The organism is Phycicoccus sp. Soil748 (assembly GCF_001428025.1).
GTDB lineage: Bacteria > Actinomycetota > Actinomycetes > Actinomycetales > Dermatophilaceae > Pedococcus.
In genome coordinates, this window is the sequence record NZ_LMSC01000007.1 from 847171 (window position 1) to 867592 (window position 20422).

A 20422-nucleotide genomic window follows, 5' to 3' on the forward strand; every position below is an offset into this window, starting at 1 on the left:
GGTTGCCGGACGTGCAGATAGCCATCACCGGGTCCATCGCCACCGACCACCTCATGACCTTCAAGGGCAGGTTCCGCGACTCGCTGGTCGTCGAGCAGCTCGACAAGGTGTCGCTGTCGTTCCTCGCTGACGACCTCGAGGTCCGCAGGGGAGGCGTGGCCGCCAACATCGCGTTCGGCATGGCCAACCTCGGGCAGCGCCCGATCCTGGTCGGCGCGGTCGGTGAGGACTTCGCCGACTACCGCAGCTGGCTGGAGCGCAACGGCGTCGACTGCACCTCGGTCCACGTCTCGGACTCCAAGCACACCGCCCGCTTCGTCTGCACCACCGACGAGGACATGGCCCAGATCGCGACCTTCTACGCCGGCGCCATGAGCGAGGCCCGCGCCATCGAGCTCGGGCCCATCGCCGACCGGGTGGGCGGCCTGGACCTCGTGGTCATCGGGGCCAACGACCCCGAGGCGATGCTCCGCCACACCCGCGAGTGCCGTTCGCGGGGCATCCCGTTCGCGGCCGACCCGAGCCAGCAGCTCGCGTTCGCCGACGGCGAGACCATCCGCCAGCTCATCGACGGCGCCGACTACCTGCTGACCAACGAGTACGAGGCGGCGCTGACCTCCCAGAAGACGGGGTGGAGCGCGGAGGAGATCGCCGACCGCGTCACCACCCGCGTCACGACCAAGGGCAAGGACGGCGTGGTCATCGAGCGCCGGGGCGAGGAGCCGGTCGAGGTGCACGTCGCCCGCGAGGTCCGTCGCGCCGACCCGACGGGTGTGGGCGACGCCTTCCGCGCCGGCTTCCTCACCGGCCTCGCTGCCGACCTCGGGCTGCGGCACGCGGCCGAGCTCGGGTCGATGCTGGCCACCTACGTGATCGAGACGGTGGGCACGCAGGAGTACACCCTCGGCAAGGCGAGCTTCCTGCAGCGCCTCGCCGACGCCTACGGCCAGTCCTCCGCCGACGCCATCGAGCCCCACATCGCCTGCGTGGCGCCCTGACCCGTGAGGGACCCCATCGAACCGCTCCCGACGTCGTGGGAGTTCGACCTGACGGAGGTCGAGGCCGGGGAGGACCTGGTCGCGGTCGGGGGTGACCTGCGCGCCGGCACGTTGCTCGAGGCCTACCGCAGCGGGGTCTTCCCCATGGGTCTCGGCGAGCACGGCGCCCGGCCGCTGGGCTGGTGGTCGCCGGACCCCCGCGGTGTCCTGCTGCCCGGGGCGGCTCACGCGAGCCGCTCGCTGCGCCGGTCCCTGCGTCACTTCGAGATGCGGGTCGACACCGCCTTCGACGAGGTGCTCGCCGCGTGCGCCGACCCCACCCGCGACGGTCGCTGGATCACGCCTGAGATCGTCGACGCCTACACCGAGCTGCACGCCCTGGGCTGGGCCCACAGCATCGAGACCTGGCGCGACGGCGAGCTCGTGGGAGGGCTCTACGGCCTCGCGGTCGGTGGCCTGTTCGCGGGGGAGTCGATGTTCCACCGGGAGACCGATGCGTCCAAGGCCGCGGTGCTGGCCATGGCGGGCTTCGTCTTCGCCGACGGCGACCCGCGCCGGATCATCGACGTGCAGTGGGCCACCGACCACCTGCGCACCCTCGGCATCGTCTCGATACCCCGCGAGGACTACCTCGAGCGGCTCGACGCCGCCCTGGACCTCGCGCCGCCCACCTTCACGGCCTGAGGGCGGGGCGGTCCGGAGCGGTCAGCGCCGCCCGGAGCGGTCAGGGCGGCGCGGTCACCCTGACGCGGTACGCCGCGTAGCTGTTTCCGTCGTCGGCCGTGACCGACCGCGCGCCGAGGTAGTCCTGTCCGCGCATGCGGCACCACGCAGGGACGTCCGCGGCGGCCGCCGCGTCCGTGGCCCACACCTCCACGACGGTGCCGGGGGAGGCGTCGCGGGCGTGCTGGGCGAGGCGGATGACCGGTACGGGGCAGGCTAGCCCTCGGGCGTCCACGACCTCGACGTCGCGCTCGTGCGCTGCCGCCGTGCCCGGACCGGTGCCGCTCACAGGTGCTCGGCCCCCAGCTCGGCGCGGACAGCGGCCACCGCGGGCGCCACCTGCGCGGCGAAGGCGCGGACGTCCTCGGCTCGGTGCGGCGCCACGGAGGCGAGCGGCAGGGTCACGCGGACGTTGCCGTGCGTCAGGGCGCCCATGGCGGCCAGCACGTGGCTCGGCTCCAGCGTGCTGGAGGTGCACGCGGACCCCGAGGCGACCGCGAAGCCGCGCCGGTCCAGCTCGCGCACCAGCGCCTCCCCGTCGGCGTACAGCGCGGAGAAGGTCACGACGTGGGGGAGGCGGTCCTGCGGGTCGCCCACCACCTCGACGTCCGGCACCGCGGCCGCGGCCTCGCGGACGAGGTCGACCAGGGCGCGTGCCTGCGCCGCGTCGGCCTCCCGGTCGGATGCCGTCTGCTGCCACGCCTCGGCGGCGGCGAGGGCGAGCGGCACCCACGGGTGGTGGCGTGAGGGGCCGTTGAGCCCGGCGTCGGGGTCGACCGGTCCGGGGCGCAGCCACCGGGTGCGCGACGGCACCACGAGCACGCCCACACCGCCGGGGCCGCCCCAGGACAGGGCGTCACCGGCGAGGACGTCGTAGTCGACGGGCGGTGCCACGCGGCCGAGGGACGACTGGGCGTCGACGGCCAGCGGCACGCCGGCGGCGCGACAGGCCTCGAGCGCCGCCCCGAGGGGCTGGATCGTGCCGACCTCACCGTTGGCGTGCTGCAGGAAGGCGGCGACGGTCCCGGGCAGCGAGACGGCAGTGGGCCAGGCCTTGAGGTCGACCCGGCCGAGGTGGTCCACGGCCACCTCTTCGACGAGGTCGGCGTCGCCGGCGAGGGCCGCCGCGTGGCGCGCCGGGACCAGCACCGCGGAGTGCTCGACCGCCGAGGCGACCACGCGAGCCCCCCGGCGGCGGGCGGCGTGCGTGAGGCCCTGCGCCATCCAGCGCACGGCGGTGGGCCCGTCCGGGGCGAAGGCGACCTCCTCGGCCCGCACGCCCAGGCCCTCGGCGAGGACGGCCCTCGCGTCGTCGAGCAGCCGGCGGGCCGTGCGTCCCTCCCGGTGGAGCCGGCGCGGGTCGGCCCAGCCGGCGTCGACCGCGGCGGCGAGCGTCTCCCGGGCCACCGGGTGCATCGGGCCGGGGGAGGCGTCGAGCAGGACGCGACGACCGCCCTCACCGGCTCGTGCACGACCGCCGTCGCCGGCACCCCTTCGGGCGCCGTCGGCACGGCCTGCCGAGGCGCTGCCGGGGGCACCCTCGGAGGCGTCGCCGGGGCCGTCGGGGAGGGGGTTCGCCACACCCCGACGTTAGCCGCACCCTGCCCGGACGAGCCGCATGGGCTGGAGTAGGGTTTGCGCTTGATGGCCCATCACTGTTTCGAAGAAGGTGCACCGTTGCGTCAGCACGACGTCTCTGCGCCGCGCCCTCACCGGCGGCGGTCCGTTAGCAGGAGATCCACCACGGCCCTCGGCCTGGCGGTCGTCGCCCTCGCCCTGTCCGGCTGTGCCGGCCGGGTCCAGGACGGCTTCCTCCCGCGTGCCGCCAGCGAGAACGGCGAGCACGTCACCCGGCTGTGGAACGGCGCCTGGATCGCCGCCCTCGCCGTGGGTGTGCTCGTCTGGGGCCTCATCCTGTGGTGCGTCGTGGCCTACCGCCGCAAGAAGGACGACACCACCCTCCCGGTGCAGCTGCGCTACAACGTGCCGATGGAGATCCTCTACACGGTCGTCCCGGTCTTCATGATCGCGGTGCTCTTCTACTACACCGCCCGTGACGAGGCCACGCTGCTCGACACCTCCAAGCACCCCGACGTCGTGGTCAACGTCGTCGGCAAGAAGTGGAGCTGGGACTTCAACTACGTCAACGAGCAGACCTACGAGACCGGCACCCAGGCCGAGCTCACGGGCCAGCCCGGTGCCGAGAAGAACCTCCCCACGCTCTACCTGCCGGTCAACAAGCGCACCGAGTTCGTGCTCACCGCGCGCGACGTCATCCACTCCTTCTGGGTGCCGGCGTTCCTGCAGAAGCTGGACATGATCCCGGGCCGGGTCAACCGGTTCCAGGTCGTCCCGACCGAGATCGGCGAGTTCAAGGGCAAGTGCGCCGAGCTGTGCGGCGCATACCACTCGCAGATGCTCTTCAACGTCAAGGTCGTGTCGCAGGCCGACTACGAGGCGCACATCTCCCAGCTGAAGGCCGCAGGCAACGACGGCCAGCTGGACAACAGCCTCAGCACCAAGAAGGTCATGCCCAACCAGCAGGACATCCTCAAGGACTCAGGGACCAAGTGATGGCAGCCGCAACCGAGTCGACCTCGACCTACTTCCGCTCGACGGAGGCGACCGCGACCCGCCGGCTCACCAAGGGCCAGACGGTCGTGAAGTGGATCACGACGACCGACCACAAGGTCATCGGCAACCTCTACTTCATCACCTCCTTCATCTTCTTCATGTTCGGCGGTGTGCTCGCGCTGCTGATCCGCGCCGAGCTGTTCCAGCCGGGCCTGCAGATCGTGGACAACCCCGAGCAGTACAACCAGCTGTTCACCATGCACGGCACGATCATGCTGCTGCTGTTCGCGACGCCCCTGTTCGCCGGCTTCGCCAACGCCCTCATGCCGATCCAGATCGGCGCGCCCGACGTGGCGTTCCCGCGGCTCAACATGTTCGCCTACTGGCTCTACCTCTTCGGTGGCCTCATCGCCTCGGCCGGCTTCCTGACCCCGAGCGGTGCCGCGTCCTTCGGCTGGTTCGCCTACGCGCCGCTGTCCGACGCGTCCAACAGCCCCGGCCTCGGTGGCGACCTGTGGGTCTTCGGCCTCGCGCTCGGTGGTTTCGGCACGATCCTCGGCGCCGTCAACTTCATCACCACGATCATCTGCATGCGCGCGCCCGGCATGACGATGTTCCGGATGCCGATCTTCACCTGGACCATCCTCATCACCTCCCTGCTGGTGCTGATGGCCTTCCCGGTGCTCGCCTCCGCGCTCCTGGCGCTCGGCGCGGACCGCAAGTTCGGTGCCCACGTGTTCGACCCCAGCAACGGTGGGCCCATGCTGTGGCAACACCTGTTCTGGTTCTTCGGGCACCCAGAGGTCTACATCATCGCCCTGCCGTTCTTCGGCATCATCTCCGAGATCCTGCCGGTGTTCTCGCGCAAGCCGATCTTCGGCTACAAGACCCTGGTCTTCGCCACCATCGGCATCGCGGCCCTGTCGGTCACCGTCTGGGCGCACCACATGTACGCCACCGGTCAGGTGCTCCTGCCCTTCTTCTCGGTCATGACGATGTTGATCGCCGTGCCCACCGGTGTGAAGTTCTTCAACTGGATCGGCACGATGTGGGGCGGCAAGCTCTCGTTCGAGACGCCGATGCTCTGGGCGATCGGCTTCCTCGTGACGTTCCTGTTCGGCGGCCTGACGGGCATCATCCTGTCCAGCCCCGCCCTGGACTTCCACCTCTCCGACAGCTACTTCGTCGTCGCCCACTTCCACTACGTCGTGTTCGGCACCGTGGTGTTCGCGATGTTCGCCGGGTTCTACTTCTGGTGGCCGAAGTTCACCGGGCGCATGCTCGACGAGACGCTCGGCAAGATCCACTTCTGGATGCTGTTCATCGGCTTCCACACCACGTTCCTCATCCAGCACGTGCTGGGTGTCGACGGCATGCCGCGCCGCTACGCCGACTACCTGCCCGAGGACGGCTTCACCTGGGAGAACCAGGTGTCGACCTACGGCTCGTTCCTGCTGGCCGCCTCGACGCTGCCCTTCCTCTACAACGTGTGGAAGACGTGGCGCACGGCCCCGCTCGTGGAGACCGGCGACCCGTGGGGCTACGGCGCCTCGCTGGAGTGGGCGACCTCCTGCCCGCCGCCGCGGCACAACTTCGACACCATCCCGCGCATCCGCTCGGAGCGTCCGGCGTTCGACCTGCACCACCCGGAGGCAGCTCCCGGGGGTGGGCTCCAGGCCGACCCCGACACGCTGACGCGGATCATCGGCCCCGCCGAGGTGTCCGAGGACGAGCACGGCCACCGCACCGGTGAGTACGACCAGGACCTGCACCCCCGGTTCCACGAGGAGCGCGACTGACCATGAAGATCGAGTACAAGCTCTTCGTCATCCTCGCTGCCTTCTTCGCGCCGGTGGGCCTGGCCTACGGCATCTTCACCCACTGGAAGGAGCCCGTCGGCCCCGCCGGCCTGTTCCTCTCCTCCGGGCTCGGGATCATGGTGGCCTTCTACCTGTGGGCCACCGCCCGCCGGCTCCCCGAGCGCCCCGAGGACAACCCCAGTGGTGAGATCGCCGAGCAGGAGGGCGAGTACGGCTTCTTCAGCCCGCACTCCTGGTGGCCGCTGCCCCTGGCCGCCGGTGCCGCGGTGTGCTTCCTCGGTGTCGCCGTCGGGTGGTGGCTGTTCATCATCGGTGCCGCCTTCGGCGTCGTGGCGCTCGTCGGCTGGACGTTCGAGTACTTCAAGGGCCCGCACGCAGTCTGAGCGCAGCCTGAACGACAGGCGTCCCACCGCACGGCGGCGAGGGCGCCTGTCGGCGTTGGGGGCCGGCCGGCAGCGTACGATGGGCACGCGGTCCGCGGGGTGGACCGTGAACCGCCAACCTGACGGAGTCCCCAGGCGTCTGTCCAGGTGTGGGTGCTCCACGGCACGTGCCGTACCGCGCCCACGGTGGACCGAGTACGAGCAGGAGGCGCCGCGCGGCGGCGCAGGGACACAGGGAGCTTTGACGTGGTGGGTAGGTCACTTCGGATGCGCGGCGCCGCCGGCGTCCTCGCAGCGGTCTTCGCCGCGGCGCTGGTCGCGGGCTGCCAGGGCAGCCCTGCCAGCCCCGGCACGAGCGCTGCCGGCACCGCCGCGGCAGCCGGGGACACGCCCTCCTCCTCGTCGAGCTCGACCCCCACGACCGTGCCCGCCGAGCTCCAGGTCAGCCCTGCTGACCAGGCCACCGGGGTGCGCCCGGACGCGTCCGTCACCGTCAAGGCGGTCACCGGTGAGCTCGGTACGGTGCGCGTGACCGGTCCCGACGGCGCCCCGGTCCCGGGACGGGTCGTGCAGGGCGCGTGGACGTCGACGGCCCTGCTGGCGCCCAGCACCTCCTACACGGTCACCGTCTCGGCCAAGGGCGAGGACGGCAGCCCGTCGACGACCACCTCGACGTTCAGCACCCTCAAGCCCAAGGTCACGGCCACCTACGGCATCCTCTACGCCGGCCAGACGGTCGGCGTCGGCATGCCCGTCAGCATCCAGTTCGACTCCGCCGTCGCGTCCAAGGCGATGCGCGCCGCGGTCGAGAAGCGGGTCAGTGTCACCACGACGCCCAAGCAGGCGGGTGCCTGGGGCTGGCTCGACGACCGGCAGCTGATGTGGCGCCCGGCCACCTACTGGCAGCCCGGGACGACCGTGTCCGTCAAGGCACCCCTCACCGGCCTGCAGACCGGCCCGGACAAGTGGATCGCGAACGACGACTCGGCAGGCTTCACGGTGGGGTCGACGATGGTCTCGACCGTCGACATCAAGGCCCACACCATGACCGTCCGGCGTGACGGCAAGGTCCTCAAGGTCATCCCCGTGAGCACCGGGCGTCCCGGCAAGCTCACCGAGACCCGGTCGGGCACCAAGGTCATCATCCGCAAGGAGGGTGAGGTCACCATGGACTCCACCACCCTCGGCATCCCCAAGGGCAAGCCCGGCTACTACAAGGAGGTCACCCAGTCCAACCTCCGCGTGACCTGGACGGGGGAGTACCTCCACTCGGCGCCGTGGTCGGTGGCCTCCCAGGGCAACGCCAACGTCAGCCACGGCTGCGTCAACATGTCGCCGGCCAACGCCAAGTGGATGTTCGACGCCTCCAAGGTCGGCGACGTCGTGAAGTTCACCGGCTCCAACCGGCCGTTCCTGCCCACGGAGGGCATCGGGGTCTGGCAGTACACCTTCGACGGGTGGAAGGCGCAGAGCGCCCTCACGTGACCGGGCAGACGCGGCGAGGGCACGGGCTGACGGGGCGGGTGCTCGCCTCGCGGGCCCTGGTGCCCGGCGTCCTGGTCGCCGGGCTCGCGGTGGCGGGCTGCAGCGGCCCCGGAACGGGGTCCGACGCGTCGTCGACCGCCACAGCCCGGGCCTCGGGGTCGTCCAGCGGCACTGCCCAGCCGCCCGCCGCGACATCCGCGACGGCCGGTGGCCCCTCGGCCACGCCGTCGGCGCGGAGCGTGGTCGACAAGCTCCTCGTCGTGGTGGTGGAGAACCACTCGCTGGCGCAGATGCAGGCGGCCATGCCGTACACCTCCGGCCTCGCGCGCCAGTACGGCTATGCCACCCACTACACCGCCACCCGGCACCCGTCGCTGCCCAACTACCTGGCCATGGTCTCGGGGAGCACCCACGGTGTCGCCGACGATGCCGCCCCCGCGGCGCACGCGGTGCCCGGTCCGACCGTTTTCGGCGCGGCCCTCGCCAAGGGACGGACCGCGGCGGTCTACGTCGACGGCATGGCGACCCCGTGTGAGCTCGCCAGTGCGGGGGACTACGCGGTCAAGCACAACCCGTGGCCGTACTTCGTCGACGAGCGGGCCCAGTGCGCGCGCCACAACCTGCCGCTGGCGGCGTTCGACACCGCCGTCCGCACGGGGACCCTCCCGAACGCCGGCATGCTGCTGCCCGACCTGTGCCACGACGCGCACAACTGCCCCCTGGCGACTGCTGACAGCTGGTTCGCGGCCCGGATGAAGGACATCCAGGCCGGGCCGGACTGGCGCTCGGGACGCCTCGCCGTGGTCCTCACCGCCGACGAGGACGACCACTCCGCCGGCAACGTCGTGCTCACCGTGGTCGCCCACCCCTCACTGCGCGGTGTGGTCGTCACCACGCCGTTGACCCACTACTCGCTGACCCGGCTCTACGCCGAGGTGACCGGCACCGCGCCGCTCGGGTATGCCGCGTCGGCACCTTCGATGGTCAAGGCGTTCGGCCTGCGCGTGCGCTGACCTAGCCCCAGCCGAGCGCGTGGAGCCGTGCGTCGTCGATGCCGAAGTGGTGGGCGATCTCGTGCACGACGGTGATGGCGATCTCGTCGAGCAGCTCGTCCCGGTCCTCGCACATGCGGGTGAGCGGCCCGCGGTAGATCGTGATGCGATCAGGGAGCGCCCCGGCCCACCCGTCACCGCGCTCGGTCAGGGGAGTGCCGTCGTAGACGCCCAGGAGGTCCGGATCGTCGGGCGGTGGCTCGTCCTCGACGAGGAAGACGACGTTGTCGAGCAGCGCCATCAGCTCCGGCGGGACCTCGTCCAGGGCGTCGCCGACCGCCTCCTCGAACTCCTGGACCCCCATCTCCACCACGGTCCCAGCCTGCCACGGGTGCCGGGGGACCTGGCACGAGGACCTTGGGACGGGGCCGGGAACGCCGTGTGCCGCCTGCTCGGGCGAGCAGGCGGCACACGGGGTGCGGGGAGGTGGTTCCCAGCCGTCAGGTGGGCGTCAGGGACGCTTGGGGGGCTCCCGGCGGGCGCTCTCCAGAGCCGGGCGCGAGCCCGACTCCTCGTGCGGGGCCTCCTCGATGGCCTCGAGGGCATGGCCGTCGTGGTGGGCGGCAGCCAGCTCGGCCGGGGTGACCGGGTCGATGCGGTCCTCGAAGTAGAACCGCGACAGGGCGGCGCGGACCTTGTCCTTGCGCGCGGTGGGGGAGACCACCCCGTGCTCGTCGGTGCCGGCGGTGAGCTGCAGCGGCTCGTGCTTGTCGTGCTGCACCAGCAGCCAGCGGGTGTACTCGTCGAGCGGCTCGTGCTGCTCGAAGAACCGGCCGTCGGCGGTGCGCACGATGCGTCCGGTCTCGCGGCCGTGCAGGACCAGGTCGCGGTCACGGCGCTGCAGCGAGAGGCAGATGCGCTTGGTGACCCAGAACGCGATCGGCGGGGCCACGAAGAACGCCGCACGCAGGATGTGCGTGATGTCGTTGATCGACAGCCCCAGCTTGATCGCCATCAGGTCGTTGCCGGCGGCGAACATCAGGACGCCGTACGCCGTCAGGCCAGCCATGCCCAGGCCGGTGCGGGTCGGGTTGTTGCGCGGGCGGTCGAGCAGGTGGTGCTCGCGCTCGTCACCGGTCACCCAGCGCTCGAGGAACGGGTAGGCGGCCATGAGCCCGTACATCACGGGGATGAGCAGGATGGCGCCGATCATGACGTTGAAGGAGAACGTGAACCCGAAGGCGTTGAACTCCAGCCAGCCCGGCAGCAGTCGCAGCGCACCGTCGGCGAAACCCATGTACCAGTCCGGCTGGGAGCCGGCGGTGACCGGCGACGGGTCGTAGGGCCCGTACGCCCAGATCGGGTTGATGGTGACCAGGGCGGCGATGAGGGCCAGCACACCGAAGACGATGAAGAAGAACCCACCGGCCTTGGCGGCGTACACCGGCATCACGGGGAAGCCCACGACGTTGTCGTTGGTCTTGCCCGGCCCGGGGAACTGGGTGTGCTTGTGCACGAAGACGAGGCCGATGTGGGCCACGAACAGGCCGACGAGGATCGCGGGCAGCAGGAGCACGTGCACGGAGTACAGGCGGGGGATGATCGCCTCGCCGGGGAAGGGGCCGTCGAAGACGAAGTAGGACAGGTAGGAGCCGATGACCGGCACCGAGCGCATGAAGCCCTCGGCGGCGCGCAGGCCCGTGCCGGACAGCAGGTCGTCGGGGAGGGAGTAGCCGGCGAAGCCCTCGACCAGCGCCAGCATCGACAGGATGCAGCCGATGACCCAGTTGATCTCACGCGGCTTGCGGAACGCACCGGTGAAGAACACGCGCAGCATGTGCACGGACAGGGCCACGATGAACATCAGGGCGGCCCAGTGGTGGATCTGGCGGATGAGCAGGCCACCGCGGATGTCGAAGGAGATGTTGACCGTCGACTGGTAGGCCTCGGACATGGTCACGCCACGCAGCGGCAGGTAGGAGCCGTCGTAGACGACCTGCCCAGCGCTCGGCACGAACCAGAACGTGAGGAACGTGCCCGAGATCAGGCAGATGATCATCGAGTACATGGCGACTTCGCCGAGCATGAAGGACCAGTGGTCGGGGAAGACCTTCTTCATGAGGTAGCCGATGGGCTTCGCGGCACCCGTGCGGTCGTCGAGCCAGCCCGCGACCCCGCCCACGGCCTTCAGGCCGGCGGCCGGAGGGGCCTCGGTCCTGGCGTCGTCAGCGCGGAGCCGGTCGGCACCGCGGGAGGTCTGTGTGGTGCTCATGCGTGTCCACGCTCCCAGAAGCTCGGGCCGACAGCCTCGCGGAACGGGGAGTCGGCCACCAGGTAACCCTCGGAATCAACGGTGATCTTCAGCTGCGGCAGCGGTCGCTTGGCCGGGCCGAAGATGACCTTGCAGTCCTGCGTCACGTCGAACGTCGACTGGTGGCAGGGACACAGCAGGTGGTGCGTCTGCTGCTCGTACAGACCCACGGGGCAGCCCACGTGGGTGCAGATCTTGGAGTAGGCGACGATGCCCTCGTGGCCCCAGTCGCGCTCCTTCTGGGGCTTGATGTCCTCGGGGTTGAGGCGCATGAGCAGGACGGCGGCCTTGGCCTTGTCCTCCAGCACGTGCTCGGAGTCCTTGATCGACTCGGGCAGCACGTGGAAGACCGACCCGATGGTGACCTGGTCGGCGCGGATCGGGGTGCGCTCGGGGTCGCGGACCAGCCGGTCGCCCTTCTTCCACATCGTCTTGGAGAGCGCGTCCTTGGGGACCGGGCCGAGCCCGGCCGCGAGCGGCACGACGAGGGTGATGGGGGGCAGCGCCAGCGCGCCGAGCAGGGAGTACTTGATCAGCGGGCGCCGGCCGAGCTGGGCCTTCTCGCCGCCCTGGGTGAGCTCGGAGACCACGCGCTGGCGGTCCTCGTCGCTCGCGCGCTGGGTGTGGCGGTACTCGACCGACTCCTCGTCGGGCATGAGCGTCTTGGCCCAGTGGACCGCACCGACGCCGACGCCGAGCAGGGCGATCGCCATGCAGACGCCGATGACGACGTTGTAGAGGCTCGTCCGCCCGATGCCGGGGATGAACGTCGTGCTCTCGCGGTCGATCGCGAAGAACGCGACGACGAACACGATGGTGAACAGGCTGGACAGGCCGAACAGGGTCGCGACCTGCTTCTCGGCCCGCTTGGCGGCCTTCTCGTCGTGGTCGGCCATGCGGGCGACGTGAGGCGGCAGGCCGGGGTTCTCGAAGCGCTCGGGGAGGCCCCCGGTGCCCTCGATGTGACCCTGGTCCAGACGGACGGCGGTGGCGCCGTAGCCGTCGGAGTCGTGGCCGACGACCTCGCCGTGGGGCGTGCCGTTATCGCTCATCGTGAGATCGGTCCTGTCGCGTCGCAGTCGTGGGTTCCATGGTGCGCCTTCGGCGCAGAAGTGGCCATCGGATGTGACCTGCTCATCACGCGGCCTTCTTCCCGAGCCACACGGCGAAGGCGACCATGATGCCGAGCCCGAACACCCAGACGAACAGGCCCTCGGAGACCGGCCCGAGGTTGCCGAGGTTCATGCCGCCGACGTTCTCCTCCTTGTCGACCGCGTGGAGGTAGGCGACGATGTCGTTCTTGGACTCGGGGGCGATGTTGGTGTCGTTGAACACCGGCATCGACTGCGGCCCGCTGACCATCGCCTCGTAGATGTGCTTGCCCTCGACGTCACGCAGGCTCGGCGCGTACTTGCCCCGGGTCAGCGCCCCGCCGGAGCCGGCGAAGTTGTGGCACATCGCGCAGTTGACGCGGAAGAGCTCGGCGCCCTTGGCGACGTCGCCGCCCTTGCCGCTGCTGACGTCGGCGTCAGGGATTGCGGGGCCGGGGGCCAGCGAGGCGACGTATGCGGCGAGCGCGGAGATCTCCTCGTCGCTGAACTGCTTGCGCTTCCGAGGTGCCTGCACGTCCGGGGCGGCCATCGGCATGCGGCCGGTGCCCACCTGGAAGTCGACGGAGGCGGCACCGACACCGGCGAGGCTCGGGCCCGCCTTGGTGCCCTGCGCCTGCAGGCCGTGGCACGTGGCGCAGTTGGCGAGGAAGAGCTTCTTGCCGTCCTGGACCTGGCTGGCGGCAGCCGGGGCGGCGTCGGCCTGCTTCGGCGAGAGGAACGAGTAGGCGACGCCGGTCACGACGAGGCCGAGCAGCAGGAGCAGGGCGATCGCGGCGGGGTGTCGTCTGCGGGCGGCCAGGGCGTTCACGGGGCGGTCCTGTCGGTGGGGGCGGTCAGGGCGGTCTGGGTGAGGCTCACGTCGGGGTTCTCGGGGTGGCTCACGTCGGGCTGCGTCACTGCAGCAGGTAGATCGTGGCGAACAGCGCGATCCACACGACGTCGACGAAGTGCCAGTAGTAGGAGGTCACGACCGCGCCCGCGGCCTGCGCGTGGCTGTAGTGCCGGGTCGTGAAGGTGCGGCCGATGATGAGCAGGAAGGCCAGGAGGCCGCCGGTCACGTGCAGGGCGTGGAAGCCGGTGGTGAGGTAGAAGACCGAGCCGTAGGCGTCGGACGACAGGGTGATGCCCTCGTGGACGAGCTCGGAGTACTCGAGCACCTGCCCGGAGACGAAGATCGCCCCGAAGATGTAGGTCAGGACGTACCACTCGCGCATGCCCCACTCCTTGAGGGAGAACAGGCTCGCGGTGCCGCGGTGCGGCTTGCCGTGCTCGGCAGCGTGGACGCCCAGCTGGCACCACACCGAGGAGATCACGAGGATGACCGTGTTGACGGTGGCGTAGGGGACGTTGAGCACGTCCGTCTTCACCTGCCACAGGTCCGGCTCGACCGAGCGGATCGTGAAGTACATCGCGAACAGGCCCGCGAAGAACATCAGCTCGCTGGAGAGCCAGACGATCGTGCCCACCGACACCATGTTGGGTCGGGAGACCGGACCGTGTCCGGGAATGCTCCCGGCGGAGCGGGAGGGTTCGCTGGTCACTGCGGATGCTGTCGCCACGAGCGCCATTATTGCCCATTGCGCAACAGGCACGCCTCCGACCCCCCGACGGGTGGCGAAGCAGGTCCCGGTATGCCGCCGGGAGGCTCGTCCCGGCCCGTGGCGCCGGCTCGCGGCGGCCACTCGGCGGTCGGGCGGACACGCACCGGTAGCATCGGCGCCATGACCGCTTCGCACGCGACCGCTGCCGACACCCCGACCTCTGCGGGCACCTCCGTCCGCAAGATCTCGGTGCTCCTCTACAGCGACGACCGCACGACCCGCGACGCCGTGCGTGTCAACGTCGGACGCCGTCCCGCGCGGGACGTCGAGGTCGCGACGTGGCGCGAGTGCGCCACCGCGGCGGCCGTCATCGAGGCCGTGGAGTCGGCCTCCTTCGACGTGCTGGTGCTCGACGGCGAGGCGGCCCCCGTCGGCGGCCTCGGCCTGTGCCGCCAGCTCAAGAGCGAGATCTTCCAGTGCCCCCCGGTGCTCGTGCTCACCGGACGTCCCCAGGACGGCTGGCTCGCGACGTGGTCCCTGGCCGACCTGGCCGTGCCGCACCCGCTCGACCCCATCGCCCTGGCTGCTGCCGTGGCGGAGCTGGGTCGGCGCGGACGCCCGACCGCCTCCTGACCGGGGTGTCCAGCCCCGTGGCCCCCGCAGGCGACACGCAGGCCGGGCCCACCTGGCCCGACCTGCTCACCCGGCTGATCGCCGGCCATGACCTGACGACGCCGCAGGCCGCCTGGGCCATGGACCAGGTGATGGCTGGTGAGGCGTCCCCGGTGCAGGTGGCCGGCTTCCTCGTCGCGCTGCGCTCCAAGGGCGAGACGGTCGAGGAGCTCCGTGGGCTCGCCGACGTGATGCTGGCGCACGCCAACCGCATCGAGGTCCCCGGCCCGAGCCTCGACATCGTGGGCACCGGAGCCGACCGGTCCAACACCGTGAACATCTCGACCATGGCCGCCGTCGTCATCGCCGCGAGCGGTATCCGGGTGGTCAAGCACGGCAACCGTGCGGCCTCCTCGTCCTCGGGCTCGGCGGACGTCCTCGAGGCGCTAGGGGTCAGCCTGACGCTGTCGCCCGAGCGCGTGCGGCAGGTGGCCCACGAGGCGGGGATCACCTTCTGCTTCGCCCAGGCCTTCCACCCGGCCATGAAGCACGCCGCGGCGGCGCGCAGCGGGCTCGGCGTCGGCACGACGTTCAACGTGCTGGGGCCGCTCACCAACCCCGCCCAGCCCACGTATGCCGCCGTCGGTGTCGCCGACCCGCGTATGGCGCCGCTCATGGCCGGCGTCTTCGCCGGCCGCGGCAAGGACGCGGCCGTCTTCCGCGGCGACGACGGGCTCGACGAGCTGACCCTCAGCACGACGTCGACGGTGTGGTGGGTCAGGGACGGAGCCGTCACGAAGCGGGTGCTCGACCCGGTCGACCTCGGCCTGGAGCGTCAGCCCATCGAGGCGCTGCGGGGAGCCGACGCCGCCCACAACGCCGCCGTGGCACGGGACCTGTTCGCCGGGGCGCGCGGCGCCGTCCGCGACGCGGTGGTCCTCAACGCCGGGATCGCCCTGGCGCTGACCGTGCCAGACCGTGGCCCGGGTGACGCCGACTTCGTCGCCGGTGTGCGCGCCGGCATGGACCGGGCCGAGCAGGCGCTCGACTCCGGCGCCGCGCAGCGGCAGCTGCAGACCTGGGCCGACGCGACGGGCGCCTGAGCGCCGGTTCACGTCAGCCCAGGTCGGTCAGGTCAGGTCAGGGAGGACAGCCAGCTCAGCGCCTGGCGGGCGTTCTCGCGGCGCTGCTCGTAGCGCGCCCCGACCATGAGCAGCAGGACGCCCAGCGTGCCGAGGGTGAGGAAGCGCGGGGCGTGCAGGGTGAACGGCCCGAGCTGGGTGACCGCCACGAGTCCCGCCGCAGCCGCTCCGACGACCACGAGCGCCTGCCAACGGCGCCAGGCGCCGACCACGAGGACGGCCACTGCGGCGGTCACCGTCAGCAGGGCCCGGGGGAGGTCGTCGCTGACCGCGGTGGCCGCGGCCGACGGCACGAGCGCCACCAGCAGCGCTGGTCCGGCCACCGTCCACGAGCCGTCACCCAGCTCGCGGTGCGACCACAGCCCGGCGGCCAGCAGCAGCGCCGCACAGGGCAGCGTGTAGGCCTCCAGCCGCATCACGTCCGCCTCGAGCAGCTCGACCCAGACGGCGGTGGTGAGGCCTGCGACCCCCACCGCCGCGAGGGCGCGGCGGTGGGGGAGCGCGGCGTACACGACGGCCAGGACGCCGTAGGTCGCGGCCGATCCTGAGGCGGCGTGCGGCCAGCCGCGGTCGAGGGCGAGGGTGACGGTGGTGACGGCGACCAGCCCGGCGACGATGGCCAGCACCGCCTCCTCCGGGCGCTCGCGCAGCCAGATGGCCAGCGTCGCCAGCAGCGCCGCAGCCAGGGCGAGCAGGATCCACTGCACGTCGGGGGAGGCGAGGCCGCCCACCAGCCACAGGGACGACGTGCCGGTGACGGCCGACACCCCGGCCGCGACGGGGCGGAGGCGTGGGCGCAGCACTGCCGTCGCGGCGGCAGCCGCGGCCAGGACGGCGAGCGAGGCCGCGGCATACCCGTCGGGCAGCGGCGTGGAGGCTGCCAGCGCCAGCCCGAAGGAGAGCGCGGCGACCACTCCGGTGGTCTGCTCGTCCGGCCGCCCACGGCGGGCCAGGGCGAACGCGCTGAGCACGGCTGCGTATGCGGTCACGGCGACGACCTGGGTGCCGGGCGAGCGGAGCTGGCCGGCGACGGCCACGGCGAACAGCAGCGCCAGCGCGCTCACGCCCGCCGCGGGGACCAACCAGCGGGGGCGCAGGACCGCGGCCGCGGCCGCCAGCGTCGCGGTGGCGACCAGGGTGGCGATGGTGGGGACGTCGGCGTGGTGCAGCACCGCCAGCGCGACCAGGACGAGCTCGCCCGCTGCCACCTGCCCGAGCAGCCACAGGTCGCCGAGCGACTGTCGCGCCGGTCGCAGGGCGAGCAGGCCGGCGCCGACGGCCGCCACGAGCCCCGAGAGCAGGGCCGTCCCGACCGGCCCCACCTGCGACCCGAGGCCGAGGACCGCGGCGGGACCGGCAGCCGTGGTCACCAGCGCCACCAGGGTCACGGCGCGCCAGTCCCCGGACACCGGCCGGGCCGACCAGTCGGCCCTGACGGCGGCCCGCGACCCGAGCACGCCGGCCCGGACCGCGACGACGCTGCGCACGACGAAGGCGCCACCGACGCAGAGCGCCACGAGCACCGCGACGCACGCGAGGCCGCTGGCGGTGGGACCGGCGATGTCCGCGCCGAAGCGCTCCGGGCGGGTGTCCCGCAAGGCGCCAACGAACGCGGTGGCCAGGGCGACCGCGCTCCACAGCGACGCCGGGCCGCCGGCCGCCCTCCGGGTCAGGCCCAGCGAGCCCGGCAGCGCGACCCGGGCTGCGCCGAAGGCAGCCGCCCCGAGCAGGGCCAGCGACGCAGCCCCGGCAGGGCCGTGCGCGAACGACACGACCCCGGCCCAGGCGACCGAGGCAGCAGCGAGCGAGGTCAGGGCGTAGGCGGCGATGCGACGGTCGACCCGGTGCAGCGCCGCGAGCCCGGTGGCCACCAGCAGGCCGGTGACGACCGTGTAGCCGCGCCCGCTCACGAGGTCGAGTCCGAAGAGGCCGAAGCGACGCGCCGCCGAGACGTCGAGGAGCAGCAGGCCGGCCGCGACGAGGGCGAGGGCCTCGGCGCTGCTCGGCAGGGCGCGGCGGGAGACGTAGAGGGAGGAGTAGACGGCCAGGCCGGTGAAGCCGCCCATGACGACCATCTGGCCGTAGGGGCCGATGACGAACCAGGCGAATGCGAGCGCGATGGAGGCTGCCACCAGGACGAGCAGGACCCCGACGGCGAGCAGGGTCTGCTGGGTCGTCCACCGGCGACGAGGCGCCGACAGCGGGGCCGCGGGCCCTGTGGTGCCGGCCGCCCCCAGGTCCTGCGGACCAGCACTCTGCAGGTCGGACGTCTGCGGCCCGGGGAGGGCCGAGCCGAGCCGGCTCGGTGCGGGGACCGTGGTGGTGCCTCGGGCGCGCAGGGCGCCGATGAGGGCCAGGCGCTCGGTCTGCAGGGAGGCCAGCTGCTGGTCGAGCTGCCAGAGCTGGACCGCCTCGGGGCCGGTCAGGGGCAGCTGGCAGGCAGGGCACACCACTGGGGAGGGCGGAAGGGTGGCGCCGCAGGACGGGCAGGGGATCGGGGGCATCGGTCCTCCAGGAACGGGCGCGCTGGTGCGCGTGGTGTCCCCGAGTGTGTCGGGGCGGGCGCCCCCACGGATGAGGAGTCGTACTCAGATCGGCCGAACGGCCGTGCCCTCAGTCGCCGTCGAGCCCGAGGCTGAACGCGGCCTCGAGGTCGTGCTTGGAGTAGGTGCGGAACGCGATGTGGGTGTTGGTGCCCGTGACGCCCTGGACCTTGTTGAGCCGGCCGGCGATGACGTCGTGCAGGTCCTCGTGGGCTCGGACGCGCACCAGGGCGATGAGGTCGGCGTCACCGGCCACCGAGTAGACCTCGCTGACCCCCTCGAGCTCGGCGATGGCCTCGGCCACCTCGGGGATCCGGTCGACTTCGGCGTTGATGAGGACGATGGCGGAGATCACGCGCCCACTGTATCGGCGGTGGTCGCGGCCGCGAGGCTGGTCGCGGTGAGTCGCGGTGAGTCGCGGTGAGTCGCGGCCGGCGGTGGTCAGGAGGCTGCGACGAAGACCGGCGCCTCGCGGCGTTCGGCCGGTCCCTCCAGCTCGGCTCGTGCCCCTGCCGCTCCACCCACCGGGCACGTCCACGCCCCCTCGACGTCGACGATGCGCACGCCGGGCTGCTCCAGCCACCGCAGCACCTTCTCGGTCTCCTCGGGGATCGCGGCCGGGGCGGGCCACGGCGCCGGCAGGACGACCTCGGCGGTGTCGCGGACGGCCTTGACGTAGGGCATCGGGTCGGCGCCGCGGGGGGACACGGTGCTCGCCGCCAGCCGCCCGTGCCGGACGACGACGACCTCCCAGCCGCCCACGGCGGCGGGCCGGGCGGCGACCAGCTCAGGGCTCGCAGCCAGGGGCGCGATGCGCTGGGCGCGCGCCATACCCCGCACGAGCGCGAGGAGGCGGTCGCGCAGGGTGCCGGCGTCCTCGTAGCGCTCCTGGTCGGCGAGGGTGCCCATCCGGGCGCGCAACGCCTGCACGACGGTGCGCGAGTCGCCCACGAGCGCGTGCTCGGCGACCTGGACCACCCGGCCGTAGTCCGCCACGCTCTGGGCGCCCGTGCACGGGGCCCCGCAACGGCCCATGTCGGCCAGGGCGCACGAGCCGACCCTGCGGGTGGGGGACAGGCGCTGCACGCACTGGCGCAGCGGGACGACCTCGTGGACCGCGGCGACGGCCGCCTCGGCCGACGCGCGGCTGCCGAAGGGCCCGATGTAGCGGGCGCCGTCGGGGCGCACCTCGCGCACGATGGACAGTCTCGGGAACGCCTCCACGGTGAGCTTGACCCACGTCGCGCGCTCGGGCGTCTTGGACCGGCGGTTGTAGCGCGGCTTGTGCTCGGCGATGAGCCGCAGCTCGCGGACCTCCGCCTCGAGGGTGGTCGCACACACGACCGGGGTCACGCTCTCGGCGAGCCGGACCATCTCGGCCATGCGGGTGCGGTGCTCGGAGGCGGTGAAGTAGCTGCGGACCCGGGTGCGGATGTTGACCGACGTGCCGACGTAGAGGACCCGGCCGTCGCCGTCCTTGAACATGTAGACCCCGGGGGCGTCGGGCAGGCCGTCGGCGAGCCAGCGCTTGCGACGCTGCGCCGGGCTCACCCGGGAGGTGTAGCTCGTGAGCTCCTCGAGGGTGTGCACGCCGAGGCTGCCGACGCGCCCGATCAGCGCGTGCAGGACGTCGACGGTGGCGCGGGCGTCGTGCAGCGCCCGGTGGTCGGGCGTGGTGGTGGCGCCGAAGAGGGCGGCGAGGGTCGACAGCTTGTGGTTGCGCGCCTCGTCGCGGGGGACGAGCTGGCGCGCGAGGTGGACGGTGTCGAGGACGGTGTGCCGTGGCCACTCGATGCCCTGCAGCTGGGCGGCCATCTTGAGGAAGCCGATGTCGAAGCGGGCGTTGTGGGCGACCAGTGCCGTGCCCTGCGCGAACTCCATGAACGCGGGCAGCGCCGACTCGATGCGCGGGGCGTCGGCGACCATCGCCGTGGTGATCCCGGTGAGCGCCTGGATGAACGGCGGGATGGGCACGTGGGGGTTGACGAGTGTCTGGAACTCTCCGAGCACGACCCCGCCGCGCACCTTGACCGCGCCGATCTCGGTGATGGCCGAGTCGGCCGGGCTGCCGCCGGTGGTCTCGAGGTCGACGACGACGAAGGTGACGTCGGCCAGCGCCGTCCCCAGGTCGTCGAAGGTGCCCTGGACCATCTGCATGGGAGTGACGGTATGTCGGTGGTGTGACA

Annotated in this window: 19 protein-coding genes; 9 read left to right on the top strand and 10 right to left on the bottom strand. The window is 72.0% G+C overall.

Going from position 1 to position 20422, the window contains the following annotated elements; translation table 11 throughout:
• Positions 1-11 precede the first annotated feature (11 nt).
• Together ASG70_RS11665 and aat are read left to right on the top strand one after the other, a co-directional pair.
• Entirely contained in the window at positions 12-998 is a 987-nt protein-coding gene (locus ASG70_RS11665) for a carbohydrate kinase family protein (RefSeq protein WP_056883933.1), read from the top strand.
• Positions 999-1001: 3 nt separating this feature from the next.
• Positions 1002-1682: a leucyl/phenylalanyl-tRNA--protein transferase gene (gene aat / locus ASG70_RS11670; RefSeq protein WP_056883934.1), complete on the top strand. Its 681-nt coding sequence runs from the start codon at positions 1002-1004 to the stop codon at positions 1680-1682.
• A gap of 40 nt (positions 1683-1722) precedes the next feature.
• Here aat and ASG70_RS19310 read toward each other — a convergent pair whose 3' ends face one another.
• Positions 1723-2010: a sulfurtransferase TusA family protein gene (locus tag ASG70_RS19310; RefSeq protein WP_056883935.1), complete on the bottom strand. Its 288-nt coding sequence runs from the start codon at positions 2008-2010 to the stop codon at positions 1723-1725.
• On the bottom strand, positions 2007-3302 hold the full coding sequence (locus tag ASG70_RS11680; RefSeq protein ID WP_235531455.1) for a cysteine desulfurase family protein: 1296 nt from the start codon (positions 3300-3302) through the stop codon (positions 2007-2009). Before ASG70_RS11680 ends, ASG70_RS19310 begins: the two co-directional genes overlap by 4 nt.
• 96 nt (positions 3303-3398) lie before the next feature.
• On the opposite strand from ASG70_RS11680, the gene coxB reads away from it, so the two are divergent.
• The 5 genes from coxB (at position 3399) to ASG70_RS11705 (ending at position 8996) form a co-directional block, all read left to right on the top strand.
• Positions 3399-4295 (top strand): cytochrome c oxidase subunit II, encoded by an 897-nt coding sequence (gene coxB / locus ASG70_RS11685; RefSeq protein ID WP_369818899.1) that lies wholly within the window; start codon positions 3399-3401, stop codon positions 4293-4295.
• On the top strand, positions 4295-6094 hold the full coding sequence (gene ctaD, locus ASG70_RS11690; protein ID WP_056883937.1) for a cytochrome c oxidase subunit I: 1800 nt from the start codon (positions 4295-4297) through the stop codon (positions 6092-6094). Before coxB ends, ctaD begins: the two co-directional genes overlap by 1 nt.
• A 2-nt stretch (positions 6095-6096) precedes the next feature.
• Complete coding sequence (locus tag ASG70_RS11695) at positions 6097-6498, top strand: cytochrome c oxidase subunit 4 (RefSeq protein WP_056883938.1); 402 nt, start codon at positions 6097-6099, stop codon at positions 6496-6498.
• 267 nt (positions 6499-6765) lie between these two features.
• Positions 6766-7983 carry an Ig-like domain-containing protein gene (locus ASG70_RS11700; RefSeq protein ID WP_056883939.1) on the top strand — a complete coding sequence of 406 codons (1218 nt, stop codon included), beginning with the start codon at positions 6766-6768 and terminating at the stop codon, positions 7981-7983.
• On the top strand, positions 7980-8996 hold the full coding sequence (locus ASG70_RS11705; protein ID WP_200949253.1) for an alkaline phosphatase family protein: 1017 nt from the start codon (positions 7980-7982) through the stop codon (positions 8994-8996). Before ASG70_RS11700 ends, ASG70_RS11705 begins: the two co-directional genes overlap by 4 nt.
• 1 nt (position 8997) lies before the next feature.
• On the opposite strand, the gene ASG70_RS11710 is transcribed toward ASG70_RS11705, so the two are convergent.
• From ASG70_RS11710 to ASG70_RS11730, 5 genes are all read right to left on the bottom strand, one after another.
• Positions 8998-9339, bottom strand: a complete 342-nt coding sequence (locus ASG70_RS11710; protein WP_200949271.1) for a metallopeptidase family protein — start codon at positions 9337-9339, stop codon at positions 8998-9000.
• A 147-nt stretch (positions 9340-9486) separates the two neighbouring features.
• Positions 9487-11247, bottom strand: a complete 1761-nt coding sequence (locus ASG70_RS11715; RefSeq protein WP_056883942.1) for a ubiquinol-cytochrome c reductase cytochrome b subunit — start codon at positions 11245-11247, stop codon at positions 9487-9489.
• Entirely contained in the window at positions 11244-12338 is a 1095-nt protein-coding gene (locus ASG70_RS11720) for a ubiquinol-cytochrome c reductase iron-sulfur subunit (RefSeq protein WP_056883943.1), read from the bottom strand. The genes ASG70_RS11715 and ASG70_RS11720 overlap by 4 nt, the downstream gene beginning before the upstream one ends.
• Positions 12339-12423: 85 nt before the next feature.
• Positions 12424-13206, bottom strand: coding sequence for a c-type cytochrome (locus ASG70_RS11725; protein ID WP_056883944.1), 783 nt, complete (start codon positions 13204-13206; stop codon positions 12424-12426).
• An 85-nt stretch (positions 13207-13291) separates the two neighbouring features.
• Positions 13292-13966, bottom strand: coding sequence for a heme-copper oxidase subunit III (locus ASG70_RS11730; RefSeq protein ID WP_082590561.1), 675 nt, complete (start codon positions 13964-13966; stop codon positions 13292-13294).
• Between the two features lie 153 nt (positions 13967-14119).
• Between ASG70_RS11730 and ASG70_RS11735 the strand changes: the two genes are divergently transcribed.
• Both ASG70_RS11735 and trpD read left to right on the top strand, forming a co-directional pair.
• Entirely contained in the window at positions 14120-14572 is a 453-nt protein-coding gene (locus ASG70_RS11735) for a response regulator transcription factor (RefSeq protein ID WP_056884177.1), read from the top strand.
• Entirely contained in the window at positions 14569-15654 is a 1086-nt protein-coding gene (gene trpD, locus ASG70_RS11740) for an anthranilate phosphoribosyltransferase (protein WP_369818909.1), read from the top strand. The genes ASG70_RS11735 and trpD overlap by 4 nt, the downstream gene beginning before the upstream one ends.
• Before the next feature lie 32 nt (positions 15655-15686).
• On the opposite strand, the gene ASG70_RS11745 is transcribed toward trpD, so the two are convergent.
• The 3 genes from ASG70_RS11745 to ASG70_RS11755 all read right to left on the bottom strand — a co-directional run bounded on the left by ASG70_RS11745 (position 15687) and on the right by ASG70_RS11755 (position 20393).
• Positions 15687-18197 (bottom strand): SCO7613 C-terminal domain-containing membrane protein, encoded by a 2511-nt coding sequence (locus ASG70_RS11745; protein ID WP_156399947.1) that lies wholly within the window; start codon positions 18195-18197, stop codon positions 15687-15689.
• A 109-nt stretch (positions 18198-18306) separates the two neighbouring features.
• Positions 18307-18591, bottom strand: a complete 285-nt coding sequence (locus ASG70_RS11750) for an Lrp/AsnC family transcriptional regulator (protein WP_056883947.1) — start codon at positions 18589-18591, stop codon at positions 18307-18309.
• A gap of 86 nt (positions 18592-18677) precedes the next feature.
• The gene (locus tag ASG70_RS11755) at positions 18678-20393 is read right to left on the bottom strand and encodes a DEDD exonuclease domain-containing protein (protein ID WP_056883948.1); all 1716 of its coding nucleotides are present in this window, start codon (positions 20391-20393) and stop codon (positions 18678-18680) included.
• Positions 20394-20422: the final 29 nt, after the last annotated feature.